The 19242-nt window shown below is 63.8% G+C and carries 17 protein-coding genes; 4 read left to right on the forward strand and 13 right to left on the reverse strand.

Annotation, left to right across the window (positions count from 1 at the left end; genetic code table 11):
* Positions 1–4: 4 nt before the first annotated feature.
* Both H582_RS0124075 and H582_RS0124080 read right to left on the reverse strand, forming a co-directional pair.
* Positions 5–1024, reverse strand: a complete 1020-nt coding sequence (locus tag H582_RS0124075) for a CobW family GTP-binding protein (RefSeq protein WP_028600584.1) — start codon at positions 1022–1024, stop codon at positions 5–7.
* 290 nt (positions 1025–1314) lie between these two features.
* Entirely contained in the window at positions 1315–1641 is a 327-nt protein-coding gene (locus tag H582_RS0124080; RefSeq protein ID WP_028600585.1) for a YflT domain-containing protein, read from the reverse strand.
* Positions 1642–1909: 268 nt separating this feature from the next.
* Here H582_RS0124080 and H582_RS0124085 point away from each other — a divergent pair, with 268 nt between their 5' ends.
* On the forward strand, positions 1910–3082 hold the full coding sequence (locus H582_RS0124085; RefSeq protein WP_240479076.1) for a glucose-1-phosphate adenylyltransferase: 1173 nt from the start codon (positions 1910–1912) through the stop codon (positions 3080–3082).
* A 412-nt stretch (positions 3083–3494) separates the two neighbouring features.
* Here H582_RS0124085 and cysK read toward each other — a convergent pair whose 3' ends face one another.
* The 11 genes from cysK to H582_RS29420 form a co-directional block, all read right to left on the reverse strand.
* A complete protein-coding gene (gene cysK / locus H582_RS0124090) occupies positions 3495–4424 on the reverse strand; it encodes a cysteine synthase A (RefSeq protein WP_028600587.1) in 930 nt (309 codons plus the stop codon).
* A gap of 238 nt (positions 4425–4662) precedes the next feature.
* Positions 4663–7278, reverse strand: a complete 2616-nt coding sequence (locus H582_RS29415; RefSeq protein ID WP_052333623.1) for a rhamnogalacturonan lyase — start codon at positions 7276–7278, stop codon at positions 4663–4665.
* 297 nt (positions 7279–7575) lie between these two features.
* A complete protein-coding gene (gene groL, locus H582_RS0124100; RefSeq protein WP_028600588.1) occupies positions 7576–9204 on the reverse strand; it encodes a chaperonin GroEL in 1629 nt (542 codons plus the stop codon).
* An 84-nt stretch (positions 9205–9288) separates the two neighbouring features.
* Complete coding sequence (groES, locus tag H582_RS0124105; protein ID WP_028600589.1) at positions 9289–9570, reverse strand: co-chaperone GroES; 282 nt, start codon at positions 9568–9570, stop codon at positions 9289–9291.
* A gap of 189 nt (positions 9571–9759) precedes the next feature.
* Positions 9760–10035 (reverse strand): hypothetical protein, encoded by a 276-nt coding sequence (locus H582_RS0124110; RefSeq protein ID WP_043111998.1) that lies wholly within the window; start codon positions 10033–10035, stop codon positions 9760–9762.
* A 272-nt stretch (positions 10036–10307) separates the two neighbouring features.
* Positions 10308–11126 carry a twin-arginine translocase subunit TatC gene (gene tatC / locus H582_RS0124115; protein ID WP_228551332.1) on the reverse strand — a complete coding sequence of 273 codons (819 nt, stop codon included), beginning with the start codon at positions 11124–11126 and terminating at the stop codon, positions 10308–10310.
* Between the two features lie 123 nt (positions 11127–11249).
* Positions 11250–11507, reverse strand: a complete 258-nt coding sequence (locus H582_RS0124120) for a twin-arginine translocase TatA/TatE family subunit (RefSeq protein ID WP_028600592.1) — start codon at positions 11505–11507, stop codon at positions 11250–11252.
* 63 nt (positions 11508–11570) lie between these two features.
* On the reverse strand, positions 11571–12584 hold the full coding sequence (locus tag H582_RS0124125) for a molybdopterin-binding protein (RefSeq protein ID WP_028600593.1): 1014 nt from the start codon (positions 12582–12584) through the stop codon (positions 11571–11573).
* Positions 12581–13075, reverse strand: a complete 495-nt coding sequence (locus H582_RS0124130) for a MogA/MoaB family molybdenum cofactor biosynthesis protein (RefSeq protein WP_028600594.1) — start codon at positions 13073–13075, stop codon at positions 12581–12583. Before H582_RS0124130 ends, H582_RS0124125 begins: the two co-directional genes overlap by 4 nt.
* Positions 13076–13093: 18 nt before the next feature.
* Complete coding sequence (moaC, locus tag H582_RS0124135) at positions 13094–13603, reverse strand: cyclic pyranopterin monophosphate synthase MoaC (RefSeq protein WP_028600595.1); 510 nt, start codon at positions 13601–13603, stop codon at positions 13094–13096.
* Positions 13600–14232 carry a 5-formyltetrahydrofolate cyclo-ligase gene (locus H582_RS29420; RefSeq protein ID WP_052333624.1) on the reverse strand — a complete coding sequence of 211 codons (633 nt, stop codon included), beginning with the start codon at positions 14230–14232 and terminating at the stop codon, positions 13600–13602. The genes moaC and H582_RS29420 overlap by 4 nt, the downstream gene beginning before the upstream one ends.
* Positions 14233–14373: 141 nt before the next feature.
* On the opposite strand from H582_RS29420, the gene H582_RS0124145 reads away from it, so the two are divergent.
* The 3 genes from H582_RS0124145 to H582_RS0124155 all read left to right on the forward strand — a co-directional run bounded on the left by H582_RS0124145 (position 14374) and on the right by H582_RS0124155 (position 19003).
* A complete protein-coding gene (locus H582_RS0124145; protein WP_028600596.1) occupies positions 14374–16314 on the forward strand; it encodes an ABC-F family ATP-binding cassette domain-containing protein in 1941 nt (646 codons plus the stop codon).
* A 1184-nt stretch (positions 16315–17498) separates the two neighbouring features.
* On the forward strand, positions 17499–17930 hold the full coding sequence (locus H582_RS0124150; protein ID WP_084137582.1) for a hypothetical protein: 432 nt from the start codon (positions 17499–17501) through the stop codon (positions 17928–17930).
* On the forward strand, positions 17927–19003 hold the full coding sequence (locus H582_RS0124155) for a phosphodiester glycosidase family protein (RefSeq protein WP_028600598.1): 1077 nt from the start codon (positions 17927–17929) through the stop codon (positions 19001–19003). Before H582_RS0124150 ends, H582_RS0124155 begins: the two co-directional genes overlap by 4 nt.
* The last annotated feature ends 239 nt before the right edge of the window (positions 19004–19242 follow it).

The following is a 19242-nucleotide window of genomic DNA, read 5'->3' on the forward strand; positions in this document are numbered from 1 at the left end:
CGAATCAGAGCCGCTCCAGCTCCGCCAGCTCCCGCAGCAGCTCCTCGCGGGAAAAATGCTCTCCGATAAAGACGATCGCATCGGGCGCGGCGGAGGCCGTCGGCACGAAATCGGCTTCGCGGAACGCATACTGGAACAGATACCGGCTCGGCGTGTCGGCGAAGGTGACGATGCCTTTGGCCCGGTAGACGGCATCGGGCAGCCGTCTCAGCAGCTGCTCGAACGCGACGCTGTCGAACGGCCGTTCCGGGTAGTAGGAGACGGCCAGCAAATGCTCATGCCGTTCTCCGTGCGCGCAGGCGTGCCCCGCAGCATGCGTCTCTCCGCAGCCGCAGCCAGACGTTCCGTCCGGCGCTTGCCGGCGCTCGCGGATCTCCTCGCCGGCGATCGCCCTGCCGCTGGCGTCCAGGCCGTCGAGCCAGCCGTCCGGGACGGCGGCGCGCACCGTCACGGCCAGCTTCGCGCGGCCGTTCAGCTCGCGGAGCAGCTGCTCCAGCTCGACCCGCTCCTCCGGGTGCAGCTTGTCGGCCTTGTTGAGCACCAGATGCGTCGCGCAGCGGATGCCGTCCGTCAGCAGCCGGTACGTCCGCCGGCTTCCTTTGCGCAGCTGCAGCAGTCCCGGCCCGTCTACGACGGCGATCGCGGCAGCCAGATGGAGCGGGCGATGCAGCGAGGCTTCCATGACGTTTTCGACCAGCTCCAGCGGATTGGCCGCTCCGGTCGCCTCGACGAGGATCACATCCGGCCTGCGGTCGGCCAGCTGCAGCAGCTCCGCGGTCAGATCCGCCTTCATCGAGCAGCAGATGCAGCCGCTCAGCAGCTCGCTTACGGGCATGCCGCCCGCTGGCAGCTCGTCGAACGCGACGTCTCCGAGCTCGTTCAGGATGACGGCGGCCAGCTTGCCCTCCTCGCGGAACCGCTCTGCCAGCCGGGCGAGCAGCGTCGTCTTGCCGCTCCCCAAAAAGCCGCCCAGCAGGACGACCGGTATCGACGGAGCGGCCGCGGACGGAATCATTTCGTTCATGCTTGCATCTTCCTCCCCAAAACCGAAATTCCCATCCTATCAGTATACCTGCGGGTCGGCAGTCCGTACACCGGAAGCCGCGAGGCCATTTTTTTCTGTCAGATAAAGGGAATCGATCTGCGGATGGGGAATATTTACATCGGGATAACCGATCTTCGAGATCGGAATATTTAATCCTCTTAAACAAGCGAGTGGAAGGGGGGATTTCGGGGATCCGGCTGTCGCTGGCATCGGGAGACGCGGAAAAGCCCCGGAAAGCGCTAGGCGCTCCGGGGCGGGCAAGGCGACGGTCAGTGGGTTTTGGCGATGACGAGAATCTTGCCTTGATCGAGCACTTCCTCGTAGCGCTCCGCCTCCAGGTCCGTCAAGCCGACGGACTCCAGCTTCGAGCGCAGCTCGTCGCCGCGGGAGCGGAACATATTGGCCATGGAGTCGAATACGCCCTCCTCGGACATGCCGATCTTGTTCGCATCGGAATTTTCGACCAGCCGATCCGTCTGATCCTTGTCATGCGCCAGTACATAGATCTCATCCCGACCATATCCGCGACGGTTCAGTTCCCGTACGGCCGACATCGCGTCCGTGCCGTTCTCGACAACTTGAATGCTTGGTTTCATTGAAAATCCCTCCAGTTTGGTGTAGTCGGTCTTATCGGGAAGCCGCCAGCGCGGCGGCCTGTCCTCAGCCTAGGCATCTCTACCCTTGCCTTGCGGCTCATGAAACATTCAGGACCTTCTCCGCCGCGGCCAGTCCAGCCGAAGCGCCGCTTCGTCGCTCCTCGGGCCGCTTGGCCCGCTTGTTTTCATTCGGTTTCAAAGTGTTCCGTGCCGTTTAGTTATAACCTAGACATGATATTCCGAGCGAAAAAATGGAGGGTACCGCCTAATGATCCAATCGAATGCTTGCCTTGCTATGCTTCTTGCCGGAGGCGAAGGAAAACGCCTCGCCCCTCTGACGAATCGACTCGCCAAGCCTGCGGTGCACTTCGGAGGCCGCTACCGCATCATCGACTTCCCGCTGAGCAACTGCGTCAATTCCGGCATCAACCGGATCGGCGTGCTGAGCCAATATATGAAGCAGTCGATCACGCAGCATATCGCGGACGGACGGGCTTGGGACAACGCCCGCATCGACCTGCTTTCCTCTAAGGATGAAAAGAACGGCTACGTCGGGACGGCCGACGCCATTTATCAACATATCGACTTCATCGAGAAGGAAAATCCGGAGCATGTGCTGATCGTCTCCGGCGACCATATCTATCAGATGGACTATACGGAAATGCTCACGTTCCACCGCCAGCGCGGCGCGGCTGCGACGATCGCGGTGAAGGAGGTGCCGTGGAGCGAGGCATCGCGCTTCGGCATCATGAATACGAACGAGCGGCTGCAGGTGACCGAGTTCGCCGAGAAGCCGGCCGAGCCCAAGAGCAACCTCGCTTCCATGGGCGTCTATATTTTCCGCTGGGCCGACCTGAAGCAAGCTTTGGTGAAGGATGCCGAGTCGAGCCGCTCCTCCCATGACTTCGGCAAGGACATCATTCCGCAGCTGCTCTCCGAGGGCAGCAGCGTCGTCGCGTTTCCTTTCCAAGGCTATTGGAAGGATGTCGGCACGCCGGACAGCCTGTGGGAAGCCCATATGGATCTGCTGAACGGCGTCATCGACCTGAACCGTCCGGAATGGCCGATGTACACGCCGTCCCTCGACCTGAGCCCGGCCGTCTACGTCGAAGGACGCGGCGAGGTGTCCAACTCGATCGTGCAGCGCGGCTGCCGCATCCAAGGCTCGGTCGAAGGCTCCATCCTGTTCCATAGCGTGCAGGTCGGAGAAGGCAGCACGATTACGGACAGCATCATCATGCCCGGAGCCCGGATCGGCCGAGACGTGCATGTGCACCGCGCGATCGTCGGCGAGGGCGCTTATGTCGCCGACGGCTCGACGATCGAGGGCACGGGCGAGAAGCTTACCGTGCTCGGAGCCGGAGAGTTCCGCTACAGCCGCTCCCCGCTTCGTCGCCTGCGTCCTGCCGCAGCGATGGAGGAGATCCGCACCGGCTCTTGAGGAGCCGGTTCAGGCTTGAGGGTTCAGGCGGAAGCGGGCCTGCGGAGATTGACTCCGAGATTGGGGAGGGCCTGTCCGAGCCGGAAGCCGCTCCGGGCACGGACCCTCTTTCCGATTCCGCTGATGCCCAGATTCCTTTGATCTCCCTTCCCGAAAAGGATGGAATCCGGCCATCAAGGGAACCGCTCCCGCTTCTCCAAGAGGGTTCCGTTCCCGCCGCTCTCTGTTCTGCCATTTCCAAGGCAGCTCGAACGATCCAAGCTGTCCATCCGCATAAAAGCAAAAGGGACGAACCGGAGCCAGACTCCGTTTCGTCCCTTTTTGCGTTTTTAGCCCGGCTGCGGCGGCGATCCCGCTCCGCCTTGCCGATGCGGAGGCCGAAGGGCGCTCGCGGCTGAGGCTGCGGCTGCGATCATGGGGCGTCGAACACGCCCATGCTCAAATACCGCTCGCCGCTGTCCGGCGCCATGCAGAGCACCCGCTTGCCCGGACCAAGCCGGGCCGCCTCCCGCAGCGCCGCCCAGACGGCCGCTCCGCCGGACGGGCCGATCAACAGCCCCTCCTCGCGCGCCAGCCGCCGGCATGTCTCCAGCGCCTGCTCGTCCTGCACCTGCACGATCTCGTCGTAGACGGACGTGTTGAGGATGGCAGGCACGAAGCCCGGGCTCGTGCCGACGAGCTTATGCGGTCCTGGCTCGCCGCCCGACAGCACCGGCGAGCCTGCGGGCTCGACGACGACGATGCGGAGACCGGGCAGCCGGCGCCTCAGCTCCTCCCCGGTGCCGGTGATCGTGCCGCCCGTGCCGGCCGTCGCGACAAAGGCGTCCAGCCGGCCGTCCATCTGCTCCCAGATTTCCGCGGCCGTCGTCAAGCGATGCGCGTCGGGGTTGGCGGGGTTTTCGAACTGCTGCGGGATGAAGCTTCCCGGGATGCCGGCGGCCAGCTCCTCCGCCTTGCGGATCGTGCCCGGCATCCGCTCGGCTGCCGGCGTCAGCACGACCTCCGCCCCATAGGCGCGGAGGATGCCGATCCGCTCCTTGGTCGCGTTGTCCGGCATGACGAGAATCGCGCGGTAGCCGCGCGCGGCCGCGTTCATCGCCAGTCCGATGCCGGTGTTGCCGCTTGTCGGCTCGATGATCGTGCCGCCGGGCAGCAGCCGTCCGGATTTTTCGGCTTCAAGGATGAGATTGGCGGCGGCGCGGTCCTTCACGCTCCCGCTCGGATTGAAGCTCTCCAGCTTGACGCAGACTTCGGCCAGCTCCGGGCCGGCCAGGCGGTTCAGCCGCACGGCGGGCGTGTCCCCGATCAGCTCCGTGACGGAGCGGACGATTCTAGGCGGCATGGTCTGCCCCTCCTCTTCCTTTTGCGATATGACCCATCGTAAAGGAAGAGGAGGCCGGAATCAACCGGCCTCCCCGAACCGCCTCTGCGGCTGTCGCTATAGGGCATGCCGTTGCTGACCTTGCGGCTGCCCATGCGGCATGTCGTTGCTGACCTTGCGGCCTGCTTCATGCAGCATCGCCCCGGAGCCCTGGCGCCCTTGCAGCTGCCGCTATGCGGCATGCCCGTCCGTCCTTGCTTCAGCGCTTCTTCCACTGCTCCAGCTGCTGCTCCGCCAGATCGCCCAAGTTCAGTCCTGCGGCGCGGGAGACTTTGTCTTTGGAGCCTCTCTTCTCCAGCTGGATGCGGAATTTCTCCAGCGCCTTGGCCGCCTGCTCGGCGCGGCCGGCTTCGTCATGCCGCCAAGCCTGCTCCCACGACGCTTCAAGCTGCTTCACGATCGGCCCCGACAGCTCGCCTGCTCCGGCATAGTGCTGCAGCTGCCGGCCGAGCTGCGCCAGCAGGCCCGGCTGCCGGATCGACGCCGACTTGACCGCAGACCAATCCATGTCCGAGCCGAAATAGTAGCTCGGATACGACGGCTGGTTGTAGGTCGTGTTCTGACGCGCGACTTCGGCCCGGTACTGCGGGTCGAGCATCGGCGTCACGAGCTTGCGGCTCGCAAGCTCCGTGCTGAGGTAGATCCGGATGGCGGAGCTGTCCGCCGTGCGGACGAGCAGCTCCTCGCGCCAATCGCCGAAGACATCGGCGACGAGGCCCGGATTGCCCTTCGTGCCGTTGTTCGTCTTCGTCCCCTCAGCCGTCAGCAGCGTGCCGCGGCGCCAGTCCTGGATCGTCGGCGTGACGTCGATCGCACCGTCGACGATCTGCGTCGTGCCGTCCGCCGCCCAGCGGATGCTCATGTTCGTGCCGGGAGCCTTGCTGCCGATCTGCGTGCCTTTCGCGTTCCACAGCGCCCCCGCCGGAGCGAGCGGCACGCCGGCCCAGGCCTCGTACCCCGGCTGGGACGGATCGACGTCGCCGACCATGCCGCGGCCGGTATCCTTGCCGGTGTAGCCGCCCCACAGCACGCTCCCCGTCGCCGCGTCCCGCATCGCATAGCCGTAAGGCGCGTACGCCCCGCCTTCGTGGACCGTGAAGATCTCGAGGCCAGGCCGCTGCGGATCCAGATCGCCGACATGCATCGCGTCGCCATGGCCGAGACGAGCCGTCTCGCCCGGCTGGGCGCTCTCCGCAGGCATGAGCGCCTTGGAGCTGTACAGCAGCGAGCCGTCGTCGTCGATCGTCGCCGAGCCGTAGACGATCTCCTGCCTGCCGTCGCCGTCCACGTCGGCCGCGCTCATCGAGTGGAAGCCCTGCGTCGTCAGCGAGCCGAACTCCGGATCCGTGCCGTCGCGGCCGTGAGGACCGTCGTTGAACGGATTCGTCATCGGCGTCCAGCCGCTGTCCACGTACCAGTATTCTCGCAGCCGCTTGCCGTCCCAGCCGTAGGAAACGAGCGTCGAGCGGGTGTAGTAGCCGCGGGCGAACACGGCGTACGGCTTGCTGCCGTCCAAATAAGCGACGCCGGCCAGGAAGCGGTCGACGCGGTTGCCGGGCTCGATCCGGGCCATCGCGTAATCGCCCCAGCGCAGGCCGTCGTCTTCCCGGCCCGGCTTGTACGGAATCGTCTGCAGCTCCGCTCCCGTCCGCCCGTCGAATACGCTCAAGTATTCCGGACCGTCGACGATGAAGCCCTCGAACGCCCGCAAATTGTTGCGCGCGCTGCGCGCCGGCGCGTACACGTCCATGAAGTAATCGGCCAGCTCTCTCGCGTCCTCCAAAGAGAGCGGGTAGCTGAACTTCGGCTCGATGCCGAAAGCCTCCTCCAGCGTCGCCGGCCAGCTGCCGTCCTTGACCTCCGGCTGCTGATGCCACTCGCGGAACAGCTTCACGACATGATCGTAGTAGCCTTGCTTGCTCAAGCGATAGTCGTCCTGATGGCTGTATCCGGCCGAGACGTCCGCCTTCGGCATCGTCACGTAGGCTTCCTTGCGCACGCTGCCGTCCGGCGCATATGTCGTGACCTTCGTGCCCGGAGCGGTCTTGAACATGATCTCCGACTTGCCGTCGCCGTCGAAATCGTAGACGAGGAACTGCGTATAATGCGCTCCGGCCCGGATGTTGACGCCGAGATCATAGCGGTAGAGCAGCGTGCCGTCGAGGCGATAGCAGTCGATGTAGACGTTGCCCGTATAGCCGATCTGCGACACATCCTTGGAGTTCGACGGGTCCCATTTGACGAAAAACTCGTACTGCCCGTCCCCGTCGACATCGCCGACGCTCATGTCGTTCGCGCTGTACGTGTACGCCTCGCCGACCGGAGTGACGCCGTCCGCCGGCTTGCGCAGCTTGAGGTCCAGATAGGCGTTCGTCCATGGTCGGACGGACGCGCTTTCGTTCCTCTCCTTGCCGCCGCGTACGGCGACGACCCTATACGCCGAGCTGCCCGAGCCGCCGCGGTCCACGTAGTTCGTGCTGTCCTTCACCTCCGCCAGCTTGCGCCCATCCCGGTAAACCTGGAACGTCGTGCCGGCATCTTTGCCCGCGCGGGCCGCCCCTTCCTCTCCCGCGAGCAGGCGCCAGCTCAGGAACACCCCCTCCGACGTCGCCGCAGCGACAAGCCCGCGGTCCAGATACTCCATCTGGTAGCTCGCTTTTGCGGGCGAATGCGATTTACCGGCAGTCGCGCTCGCGGACGCCGCAGCCGATGGCTGCGCGGATGCCCCTGCGCCAGAAGCCGCGCCCGTCGCCAGCATCGTCGCCGCCAGGCCGATCGCGGCCGCTCGCCTTCCGGGTTTGAATCGTTTCGTCATATCCAAGCTCCCCTCGCCGTATGAATGGTTGCGCTTTCAATTGACGTGTTGCTCCAGCTTGACCGCTGACCTCCTTCCCGTGTCTAGTCCCTATTGTAAAATCGTTATCCATTCGTTTCCATGCATACGGGAGAGGTTTTTGATCATAAATCAGTGGTTGTGCTAAAAGCGATCCGGCTTGCGCGGATGCGAAACGCGCCAGCAGAGCCAGCAACATAGAGCCGAATTAAAAAAAAGACGGGACCTCGAAAGGTCCCGTCTTCTTCTCTTGCTGGATCAGGCTAGTTGGCCCGGCACTTACATCATGCCGCCCATGCCGCCCATTCCGCCCATGTCTGGCATGGCCGGCTTATCCTTCTCCGGCTTGTCGACGACGACCGCTTCGGTCGTCAGGACGACAGCCGCTACGGAAGCGGCGTTCTGCAGCGCGGAACGCGTCACCTTCGTCGGATCGACGATGCCGGCTTCGAACATGTTGACCCAGTCGCCGGTAGCGGCGTTGTAGCCGATGCCGACCGGTTCCTTTTTGAGGCGCTCGACGATGACGGAGCCCTCTACGCCTGCGTTGGTCGCAATCGTGCGGACCGGCTCTTCCAGAGCGCGCAGGATGATGTTGACGCCGGTCTTCTCTTCGCCGGTCACGTCCAGAGCCGCAACGGCGCTGTATACGTTCACGAGAGCCGTGCCGCCGCCGGATACGATGCCTTCTTCAACGGCAGCGCGCGTGGAGTTCAGAGCGTCTTCGATGCGCAGCTTGCGCTCTTTGAGCTCGGTTTCCGTCGCAGCGCCGACCTTGATGACGGCTACGCCGCCGGACAGCTTCGCCAGACGCTCTTGCAGCTTCTCGCGGTCGAAGTCGGACGTCGTTTCTTCCAGCTGGGCGCGGATCTGCTTCACGCGGACTTCGATGTCCGTCTTGTCGCCGGCGCCGTCCACGATGATCGTGTTCTCTTTGGTCACGCGGATCTGGCGAGCGGAGCCGAGCTGCTCGACCGTCGTGGACTTGAGGTCCAGGCCAAGCTCCTCGGTGATCACTTGGCCGCCCGTCAGAGCGGCGATGTCGCCGAGCATCGCTTTGCGGCGGTCGCCGAAGCCAGGAGCCTTGACGGCGACGCAAGTGAACGTGCCGCGCAGACGGTTGACGATCAGCGTCGCTTGGGCTTCGCCTTCCACGTCTTCCGCGATGATCAGCAGCTGCTTGCCGGATTGGACGACCTTCTCGAGCACCGGCAGGATCTCCTGGATGTTGGAGATCTTCTTGTCGGTGATGAGGATGTAAGGGTTGTCGAGCACCGCTTCCATCTTGTCCGTATCGGTGATCATGTACGGGGAGACGTAGCCGCGGTCGAACTGCATGCCTTCTACGACTTCAAGCTCGGTGTAGAAGCCTTTGGACTCCTCGACCGTGATGACGCCGTCGTTGCCGACCTTCTGCATCGCTTCGGCGATCAGCTGGCCGACTTCCTCGTCGCCGGAGGAGATCGCAGCGACTTGAGCGATCGACTGCTGGCCCTCGATCGGCTTGGAGATGTTTTTCAGCTCCTCGACCGCAGCGCGGACCGCTTTTTCGATGCCTTTGCGCAGGACGATCGGGTTCGCGCCCGCCGTCACGTTTTTCAGGCCTTCGCGGATGATCGCCTGGGCGAGCACCGTCGCGGTCGTCGTGCCGTCGCCGGCGACGTCGTTCGTCTTGGTCGCGACTTCTTTGACGAGCTGAGCGCCCGCGTTTTCGAACGGATCTTCGAGCTCGATCTCTTTTGCGATGGATACGCCGTCATTGGTGATGAGCGGGCTGCCGAATTTCTTCTCGAGCACGACGTTGCGGCCTTTCGGTCCGAGCGTCACCTTTACTGCATTCGCCAGAGCATCCACCCCGCGCAGCATGCCGCGGCGAGCGTCTTCGCTGAACTTGATTTCTTTCGCCATCGTTCGTTACCTCCCGAGTGATGATTGGATTGTGGTCCTAAGTATGAAAGCCGAGCCTCTATAGCGCCGGCAAGCCGATGCAGCTTAGCCGAAGATCGCGTGGATGTCGCTTTCTTTCATAATCAAATACTCTTTGCCTTCGTACTTGATCTCCGTGCCTGCATACTTGGAGAAAAGAACGCGGTCGCCGACCTTCACTTCCAGCTCGACGCGAACGCCGTCCTTCAGAGCTCCGCTGCCTACAGCTACGACTTTGCCTTCTTGCGGCTTCTCTTTTGCCGTGTCAGGCAGCACGATGCCGCTCGCAGTCGTCTCTTCCTTGGCGATCGGTTCAACCAATACGCGTTCACCCAAAGGTCTGATCATGAAAAAATAGCCTCCTTGATCGAAATTTGTCATTTTATTAGCACTCGTTGGAGTCTAGTGCTAATAACAGTTTTTATCATACTCAAACTGCCGAACAATTTCAAGGGGGCACCCCCATCTTTGTCTTCAAAAAAGAGGTCTTGAGTTCAAAAAAAAAAGAAGCCGCGCTGGCGCGGCTTCTTGCAGGGGTCAGAAACGGTCTTCCGGTCGATCCTCCAGCTGCTCGAGCTTGTGGGAGACGAGGTGAAGGGCTGCTCCGGACGTATAGATGAACACGCTGCCGATGAGGAATCCGATGCCGACCATCAGCGTCATGTTCGTATCGCTAAAGTGGGTGATGTTCCAAAGGGAGGTCACGACTCCGATCAGCAAGCAGGTCCACGCCATCATATTCATGAATTGGAAGAGACGATCGACCGCATTCTTCGTTTGCTGTACCGGTTTCACGGACATCATTTTAGCCATGCTTGTCACATCCCGTTCAAGATTGTAAGTGTTTTCTTGCATCCACTATACCATAGTCGAGCATCGATGTTCAAACTTTTTTCACATTTCCATCATATCTATGTCACGAATTCCGGATTATGCGCCTTCTTTTCCCTTACCCTGGTCTTGACTCCGTCAATCTCAAGCCTTATTCTGCCCGCTTTATGTCTTTTTCATGAAAAAAGCCCCGTCCTCCGGAAAACCGGAAAACGGGGCTGCAAAGCTCAGGGCTGCGCCAGGCTCGATCGGAGCTATTCGCTCAGCGCCGCCGAATCGTAGCGGCTGTCGAACTCGGCATCCTTGCGCAGCTGCTTGCGATGGATGCGGTCGCACATGTAGATGCTCACCTCGTACAGCAGGATGAGCGGGATCGCGACGAGCAAGTCGGACACGACATCCGGCGGCGTCACGACGACGCCGATGACGACCATCCCGAAGTAGGCGACGCGGCGCATCTTGCGCAGGCCGGCCGGCGTCAGGATGCGGATCGCCGTCAGGAACATGAACAGCACCGGCATCTCGAACAGCAGCGAGATCGGCACGACGATGTTCACGAGAAACGTCAGGTACTGCACGATGCCGTACGTCTCCTCAAGGCCGAGGCTGCGGGAGATCTCCGACGTGAAATGGAACGCCATCGGAAAGACGACGAAATAGGAGAAGCTGATCCCGATCAGCAGCATGAGCAGCGCGAACGGCACGTAGCGCAGCGCGGCGGTCTGCTCATGCTTGCGCAGCGCCGGCTTGACGAACGCCCACAGCTGGTAGAACGCGAGCGGGACGACGGGGACGAGCGCGATGATGAAGGCGAACTTCATGTAGATGCCGATGCCGTCCCACAGCGAGAACGTATGGAATCCTCCGATCTCGCGGGCCTGCTCGGTCGTCGTGAGATACCCGTACATCGGCTTGGCGAGAAAAAGGCCGAGCACGAGTCCCGCGATCAGCACGAGCACCACGACGAACAGGCGCTTGCGCAGCTCGCCGAGATGCTCCATCAGGGACATGAGCCCCTCCTCGCTCATCCGCTTGCGCAGCGGCGAGGATCCGTCCGGGGGACGGCTGGCCATACGAGGTCCTCCTTATGCAGCCATGCCGGCAAGCCCGCGCCGCGAGCGTCCCGACCTGGCAGGGATTCAATGAAAAAGCGGAAGCCTCGGGCTTCCGCGCGGTCATGCGCCGATGCGAGCCGGCTACTCCGGCAGCCGGCGGGCTTCGGCACGGCTCGCTTCGGGCTGCGCGCCCTCGCTGCCGGATACTTCGATCCGGGAGGACGAAGCCGGGCGCTTCGCCTGGTCGTCGTCCTCGGCCATCAGCTCGCGCGTGCCGGCCTTGAATTCCTTGAGCGTGCGGCCGAAGGCGCGGCCGAGCTCCGGCAGCTTGTTCGGTCCGAACAGCAGCAGCGCGATGACCGCCAGCAGCAGAAATCCAGTAGCTCCAATACCACCCATTGTCGGTTCCTCCTTGAGAACGGGCCCGGGCAGGCCGTTCCGCTGTTGAATGCGCGGAGGGCGTCAGCAGCCGTACAGGCCGCCGTATCCCATCGCGGTGATGTCTTCCCTGCGAATCTCCTCTCCCGCCAGCAGGCGCGGAAGGAGCACGTCGAACGAAGTATGGGGATCATGCATGACGCAGCCGGGCAAGCCTAGCACCGGCGTCCCGCCGAGATAGCCCATGAGCAGCATCGAGCCGGGCAGCATCGGCGTCCCGTAGCGGACGATGTCGGTGCCGGCGGCGCGGATCGCGCCTGGAGTCCGGTCGTCGGGATCGACGGACATGCCGCCTGTAAGCAGTATCATATCATATTCCTTGTCTTTGTACTCAACGATCTTGTCGACGATCCGCTGCCGGTCGTCCGGGACGAGCGCCTGCTCGGCCACGGACGAGCCGAGCCGCTCCAGCTTGGCGCGCACGGCGGGACCGAACCGGTCCTCGATGCGGCCGCTGTACACCTCGCCTCCGGTCGTGATGAGGCCGACGCGCATCGGCCGCAGCGGCTTGACCTCGATCGGCGCGCGGCCGTGCCGCTCGCGGAACCGCGCCGCCAGCTCCTCGACGCGGGATACGAGAGCTTCCTCCACGACGAGCGGAATGACGCGGGTCGCGGCCACCTGGCCGCCCGCCTCCACGAGGCGGTCGCCGACGACGGTCGCCAGGGCGATGTCGCCGAGGGCGTTGATCTCGTTCACATACTCCGGATCGATCTTGACCAGCCCCTGGATCGAAGACTTGAGCGCCACCTTGCCCTCATGAGGACGGCCCGGCTCGATCCGTTCCCCGCGATGGGCTTCCGCCATGCGAAGCGCGGCCTCGTCCTCATGGAGCTCGCCCTCGGCCAGCTCCATGACATAGAGATGAGCCTTGCCGATGTCGAGCAGCGCCGGGATGTCGGCCTCGGTCACGACATGGCCTTTGACGAACGCCCGCCCCTTGAACGAGCCGGGCACGATGCGCGTCAGGTCATGCGCGAGCCGCAGGCCGAGCGCCTGCTCGACAGGAACCTCGCGCAGCCTCGTGCGGATGCTCATGCGCCGTGCTCCCCTTCCCGCCCGGAGACGATGGCGAGCGCATGAGGCAGCTGGTCGATGACCGCCATCAGGCACTCATGCACGCCCTTGGGGTTGCCGGGAAGATTGATGATAAGGGTGCGGCCGCGGATGCCGCTCACGCCGCGCGAGAGCATGGCGCGCCGGGTGCGCGACATCGTGCTGCTGCGCATCGTCTCGGAGATGCCCGGCACCTCGCGCTCGATCACCTTGAGCGTCGCCTCCGGCGTGATGTCGCGCGGACCGAGGCCGGTGCCGCCCGTCGTCAGCACGAGGTCGGCCTCGTAATAGCCGGTCATCTCGATCAGCGCGGCCATGATCTCGTCCTGCTCGTCCGGCACGATGCGGTAATCGACGATGTTCCCGCCCAGCTCCTCCTCGACGAGCTCGCGGATGACCTGCGCGCTCGTATCCTCCCGCTCGCCCCGCGAGCCCTTGTCGCTCGCCGTAAGAATCGCTACCTTCCATCGCATCTTCCGTTCCTCCCGTCGCTATGCCCGATCTGTCCGGCTGTAATCGCCGTTTTTGCCGCCCGTCTTGGAGACGAGCTCGGTCGGTCCGATGACCATGTCTTTTTGCATCGCCTTGCACATGTCGTAAACGGTGAGCGCCGCGGCCGATACGGCCGTCAGCGCCTCCATCTCGACGCCGGTCGGCCCCTTGGTGCGGACGGCCGCCTCGATCGTGAGCACGTCCCGTCCGTTGTCGCCGAACGAGATGTCGACGCCGCTCAGCGGCAGCGGATGGCACATCGGAATCCACGCCGACGTATTCTTGGCGGCCATGATGCCGGCCACCTGGGCGACCGCGAGCACGTCTCCCTTGGCGATGCCGCCCGCCTTGATGCGCGCTAGCGTCTCCTCGGCCATCGCGATCGACGTGCGGGCGACGGCTGTGCGGGCCGTCGTCTCCTTGTCCGAGACGTCGACCATCCGCGCGCGCCCCTGCCCGTTGAAATGGCTGAGCGGCTCCTGCGGCGATGCGGTTGAACGGTCTGTCATGATCGGCCTCCCTCCGGCGGATGCGTGTTCGTCCAGACGAGCCCCTGCTCCGTGACCAGCCCGTCGAGCGCGGCGTCATGCGGCTCCATCGGCACCTGCGGCACGAGCTGCGCGGCGAAGCCGAGCCCGATCCAGCGCCCGCCCGCCGCATCGCGCGCCTCGGCGCGGAAGCGGTCGTAGTAGCCGCCGCCATAGCCGATCCGGCCGCCGCAGCGGTCGAAGCCTGCGCCCGGCACGAACACCGCCTCCGGCGCCTCGTCCGGCGCCGCGGCAGCTCGGCCGGGATCGGGCTCGAGGATGCCGTAAGCGCCTGGAGCGAGCTCGTCGCGCGAGCGCACCGCATGCAGCGCCAGGCGCTTCGCGCCGACGTCGGCGCGAGGCAGCAGCAGCCGCAGGCCGCGAGACCAGCAGAACTTCAGCAGCTCCGACGTGTCCAGCTCCGAGCGGAACGAGACGAACGCCATGACGCTGCGGATGCCGGAAGACTCGATCCACTCGGCCGCATGGCGGCAGGCGAGGCACGAAGCCTCCGCCCTCTCCGCCGCGGACAAGCCGTCGCGCAGGGCGAGCAGCCGCCGGCGCAGCTCCCTCTTGGTCTCGGCGGACTTCGCCGATCCGGATTCCATCATCGGACCCACCATTCCTGCCATAATTGTCTATAGTGTACCACCGAGCGGTTTGTTTCGCCAATAAGGGTCGATTATAGCGGCGGATTGCGGTATTCTACATTTATATATAGAAGCATTCTGCGGAAAGGAACATGCCCGGCCATGCTGCTGCAAGTCAACGACCTAACGAAAAGCTACGGCATCACCACCATATTGTCCGGCATCACGTTCCAGATCCAGGAGCGCGAGCGCGTCGGGCTTGTCGGCGTCAACGGCGCCGGCAAGTCGACGCTGCTGCAGATCCTCGCGGGCCAGATGTCCAGCGACAGCGGCGTCATCCACCGCGCCAAGGAGACGCGCGTCGGCTATCTCGCCCAGAACAGCGGGCTGCAGTCCGAGCGCAGCATCATCGAGGAGATGAGGGCGGTGTTCGGCCCGCTGCTCGAAGCCGAGCAGGAGCTGCGCCAGCTCGAGCGCGACATCGCCGATCCGGCGCTGCACGAGGACGACAAGCGCTACCAGGACACGCTCGAGCGCTACGCGCGCCGCTCCGACTGGTTCCGCGACCAAGGCGGCTTCGAGATCGAGACCCGCATCAAGAGCGTGCTGCACGGCATGGGCTTCGGCCAGACCGATCCCGCCACGCCGATCCGCTCCCTGAGCGGCGGGCAGAAGACGCGGCTCGCGCTCGCCCGCATCCTGCTGCAGGCGCCGGATCTGCTCATGCTCGACGAGCCGACCAACCATCTGGACATCGCGACGCTGACCTGGCTCGAGGATTATTTGCGCGGCTACTCCGGCGCGATCCTCGTCGTCTCCCATGACCGCTACTTCCTCGACGCGACCGTAGGCACGATCATCGAGATCGAGCGCCATCAGGCCAAGCGCTATACCGGCAACTACAGCCGCTTCGTCGAGCTCAAGGAAGCCGAGTTCGAATCGGCGATGAAGCAGTTCGAGAAGCAGCAGGACGAGATCGCCCGCATGGAGGAGTTCGTGCGCCGCAACCTCGTGCGCGCCTCTACGACCAAGCGCGCGCAGAGCCGGCGCAAGGCGCTCGACCGGATGGAGCGGCTCGACCGTCCCCAAGGCGATCTGAAGCGCGCGCATTTCCGCTTCGAGACGGAGCGGACGACCGGGCGCGACGTGCTCGACGCGCGCGAGCTGTCGGTCGGCTACGAGGACCGCGCCGAGCCGGTGTTCCGGGACGTGTCGCTGCGCATGGAGCGGGGCGAGACGGCCGCGCTCGTCGGGCCGAACGGCATCGGCAAGTCGACGCTGCTCAAGGCGCTCATCGGCAAGCAGCGGCCGCTGTCCGGCACGATCCGCTGGGGCACGCATGTCAAGATCGGCTACTACGATCAGGAGCAGACCGAGCTGAGCGGGACGAACACCGTGCTGGAGGAAGTATGGAGCGCCTACCCGCATGTCGAGGAAGCGCGCATCCGCACCGTGCTCGGCAACTTCCTGTTCAGCGGCGACGACGTCAAGAAGCGCGTCGGCTCGCTGAGCGGCGGCGAAAAGGCGCGGGTCGCGCTCGCCAAGCTGATGCTGCTGCAGGCCAACGTGCTCATCCTCGACGAGCCGACCAACCATCTGGACCTGTACAGCAAGGAAGTGCTGGAGACGGCGCTGCTCGATTACGAGGGCACGCTGCTGTTCATTTCCCATGACCGCTACTTCCTTAACAAGATCGCCGAGCGCATGATCGAGCTGACGCCGACCGGCACGATCGACTACCTGGGCAACTACGACGACATGATCGAGAAGAAAAAAGAGCTGGAGGAGCTGCGGCTGGAAGCCGGAGCAAAGCAAAGCGCGGCCTCGGCGGCCGCGGCCGCAGCCGACAAGCCGGTCGGCGCCGGCTCGTACGAGGCGGACAAGCAGGCGAAGCGCGACGAGCGCGCGCGCCAGCGGCGGCTGGAGCAGCTCGAGGCGGACATCGCCCGCCTGGAGGGGGAGAGCGGCGAGCTCGAGGAGCGGCTGGCCGACCCGGACGTATACCAGGACTATGTGCAGGTCCAGTCGATCCAGGAGGAGCTCGCATCGGTCAAGGCCAAGCTGGAAGCGGCCTACGCCGAATGGGAAGAGCTGCTGGCCTGACGGCATGGGCTGACGGCCGCCGAATGGGAGGAGCTGCCGGGCTGGCGAGCTGGCGATGACAGACGGACGAGAGGCGTTGCCGACGGACGGGACTGCGTGCCGAGTCAAGGAACGGCGCACCAATAGCCGCAAGCGTCCATTTCAGGATGCTTGCGGCTTTCCTCGTTCTGCTGCTGACATTTGCTGAGGCGCAGCCTGTTCAAGATTGCGGCGCTTTGTCTTTATTGAACCCATGCTCTTGACCAGATCCTGGTCTTCGTGGTATGATGTTAGTTATTGATTACCCGCCTATTCCCCTTCTTTCAGGAATCGCATGTTTTTCCCCGATTCCGCCGTTACTTGAATCCCTTGATTAGCCTGCCAGCTGTTGCTAGAAGTTCTGATTCACACTGGCGCGGTCTTCGGAGCCGCAAGGACGGAAGAGAGGTAGGGCTTCCGTTGTATTGGATGGCCTTTCGCCGGAACGTTGCCCGGCGCCTGAAGGCATCGCAACACCGAGCAGGTCGAGTTTCATCTGTAGGTTATGGAAAAGAAGCAGGAATAATCCCGCTCGAGCCCGGCCGGGCAGCGCTTATGGCGCTCCGCCAGCCGCATGTGCTACGTTGCTCGAGCGTGGGTCGTCATAAGGCCGATTCGGCGCCTCAAGCCGCTTGGCCGCTTGTCACTCCGCCCTGCGGGCGAGGCAAGCGCAACATCAGAAGGCTCTCCGCCGCAGCTGCATGCAGCCGGCAGAGGGCCTTCGTCCATTTTCCGCGCGATGACTTCGATGCGGGTCAGCTGCGTCAGCGCCCTTGCGTCGTGGTCTGGGCGTTGTTTTGGAGGATTCCTCCCGACTATCAACAGGCTTGTCCACAGCTCGTGAATAATCGTCGGACAATTCACTCGATGGACGGGGATAAAACGGTACGTATGATGGAGATTTAAGGCGATCGCCTTCCCTCATGGATGGACTCTGGATTTTATCCACAGAATCCACAATACCCACACCCAATTCACAGATTCAGCGCGAAGCGCTCTGACGGCCGATAATAGGACCTCCGTTTGGATGAATCTTCCGAAACGGTATGGTAAAATAGGGGCTCCGCCGATAGGACGGCGCAACTATTCCGCCCTTCTGCTCGTCCCATTTTCAGCAGCGATGAATCCCTGACGGAAGCCGCAACACCGCAAGAGAGGTGAAAGTTATGATGAATACCGATTCCCGCATCGTCTCCTCTGTCCCTGCCGACCCTCCGGTGCCGCGCCGCGCCTCGAAGCGCTCGCCGTGGCCGTTTCTGATCGCCTGGATCGTCATCATCGCCGCCGGCGTCGCCGGCGCCTGGTTCTATACGCAGCGCCTGCAGCAAGAGCTCGCCGTCCAGATCCAGCAGCAGACCGATCGTCAGATCGCCGAGATGCAGTCGGGCTACGACGCCCGCCTCCAGCAGCTTGAGAGCGGCTATGCGAGCCAGCTCGCCGAGCTGCAAGGCAAGGTGGACAGCCTGAACGAGCTGCTCGCGTTCAACCGCGACAACGCCAGCAGCAAGACCGACAACAGCAACAAGCTGTACACGCAGCTCAGCCAGGTGCAGAAGCAGCTGGACGAGCTCAAGAAGAATCTGGACGTGCTGAAATGACAAGCGTGCAGCGGCTCAATCGCTGGATGCTGCTGACGACCGCGCCTTTTCTCGGCGCGCTGCTGCTGCTGCTCGCGGTCCAGGTCGAGGTGAAGCTGCCTGACGCTGCCGGTCCGGCGGTTGTCCCGCAGCAGCCGGCAGCGGATCCGGCGCCGGCCGCCCGCATCGGCGGCTCGCTCGACGAAGCGGCCGTCGTCGCCGCCCAAACCGCGGACGCCATCAAGCGCGGCTCGGAGCTCTACACGCAGACCGCGCGCCGCATGAGCGCGATCGCCAGTACGGCCGCCGTGCAGAGCAGCCGTCCGCTCCTGATCTACGACCGCCGCATCACGCTGCCGCTCGGCAGCCCGTCGCGGACGATCCAGTCGGATCGGCTGACGGCGCAGCTGTTCCCGATCAAGGCTCAGAATTTCACCGCCTATGCCTTGAAGATCCGGCTCAAGGACAAGGATGCGATGAAGCTCGTCATCGGCGGGGACAAGCCCGGCAAGGCCGAGACGACGCTCGCGGCCGCGAAGCGCTACGGCGCCGCCGTCGGCATCAATGCCGGAGGCTTCGCCGACGACGGCAACGGGCGGCGCTATCCGCTCAGCACGACCGTGCTGGGCGGGAAGTACGTGAACGGCTTCGAGCCGTCGTACAAGGATCTGTTTTTCGTCGGCTTGAACGAACAAGGCAAGCTGATCGGCGGGAAGTACGCGACGCGCGAGCAGCTCGACCGGGAACAGCCGCGCTTCGGCGTCTCGTTCGTGCCGATCCTGATGAAGGACGGCATCGCCCAGCCGATTCCGGCCAAGTGGCAGCTCAGTCCGGGCCGCGCTCCGCGCACCGTCGTCGCGAGCTACAAGGATGACCAGCTGCTGTTCCTCGTCGCCGACGGCTACAACGAGTCGGGAAGCTCCGGCGCCACGCTGCGCGAGATGCAGATCCTGCTGTCCCGGTTCAAGGCCGTGGACGGATACAACCTCGACGGCGGCGGCTCGTCGACGCTCGTCTTCGACGGCCGCGTCGTCAACCGGCCGTCGGACAAGACGCTGCGTCCGGTCGCGACGAACTTCCTGTTCTTCTCGTAGCGGAGCGGAGCGAGCATTCGAAACCGGCACCCGCTTGGCGCAGCTCAGCGGAACGAGCATTCGAATCCGACATCCGCTTCGCGGAGCGGGAACTCGTTCCGATCTCCCTGGAGCCCAGATTCCTTTGAATGTATTCTTCCGAAACGGAAGGAATCCGGCCTCCAAGGGAACCGCTGCCGCTTCTCCACGAGCCCCCGTCCGCTTTCGCTTCCCGGTTTCATTTCGATGCCGCTTCGCCT

The organism is Paenibacillus pasadenensis DSM 19293, from assembly GCF_000422485.1.
In the GTDB taxonomy this organism is placed as follows: Bacteria; Bacillota; Bacilli; order Paenibacillales; family Paenibacillaceae; genus Paenibacillus_O; species Paenibacillus_O pasadenensis.